The sequence below is a fragment of the Zooshikella harenae genome (assembly GCF_018837975.1).
Taxonomy (GTDB): Bacteria; Pseudomonadota; Gammaproteobacteria; order Pseudomonadales; family Zooshikellaceae; genus Zooshikella; species Zooshikella harenae.
Genome location: NZ_JAGSOY010000295.1, coordinates 1 through 858 on the forward strand (window position 1 = coordinate 1; position 858 = coordinate 858).

At 37.9% G+C, this 858-nt stretch carries 1 protein-coding gene; it reads right to left on the minus strand.

Annotated elements, in window-relative coordinates; translation table 11 throughout:
- Positions 1–448: 448 nt before the first annotated feature.
- Positions 449–775 carry a hypothetical protein gene (locus KCG35_RS25745; RefSeq protein WP_215822730.1) on the minus strand — a complete coding sequence of 109 codons (327 nt, stop codon included), beginning with the start codon at positions 773–775 and terminating at the stop codon, positions 449–451.
- Positions 776–858 lie beyond the last annotated feature (83 nt).

Here is an 858-nt window from a genome sequence, read left to right on the forward strand (position 1 = left end):
CAAGCAATTAGAAATCCCAAGAGGGTCCTGCGTCTGCACGCCCAATCCTTTGCAATTGTTGGCCTGTAGCGGTTGGGCGTCATTTTTCATTACATTAGAACTTTCTCACTTAGTAATACGTATTACCGATTTTGATAACATACTACGCCTGTCGCCCCAAAATAGCCGATAACTATGATTACCGGCTATTTTTTCGAGGGGGTTGGGTATTTGGGGAAAGGGAGAAGCACTAAAGGCTCTAGCACATACATCAGTAGTGACTTATATATAGCGAAGAACTCAAGCTGCAGATGGAAGCCCTGCTGGATTTTGATGAAGAAGATCAGAAGGCGGCTAGAACCGTATTGGAAGGTTTAATTCTGCGGCACAATGCTAAAAAAACGTTGTGGGGTAATTAAAATTATTTATAAAAGCCTACATCTGTAGGCTTTTTTCCTGTTTTTGGGTGCTATTTATTTAGATTAATAATTACATTTTCGCCTTCAACGATATAGTTATGCGTAAAGGAATTGTTTTTTTTAAAATCATTCCACTCTACTAACAAATTTAAACTAGAGTCTTTGAGTTCTAAACTCAACACCTCTCCATCTGGAGCAGGCATTGAGAGGTATTGCTGCTTATGGGAATCGACGATTATTGTTGAGATATTTTGCACTTCAATCGACATATTAATTATCGAGCTAGATGTTTTTACATCTTCTAACTCAATAATTAAAGAGGCATTATCTGTAGCAAATTTTGTAATCGTTGACTCATGAAAATTTAACTGAGACATTTTTTAATCACCTGGAAAGAGGTGTGACTCATCACAACCACGAGCACAAGGGTTTCCTTCTTTATCTAAGTACTGGTCTCTTT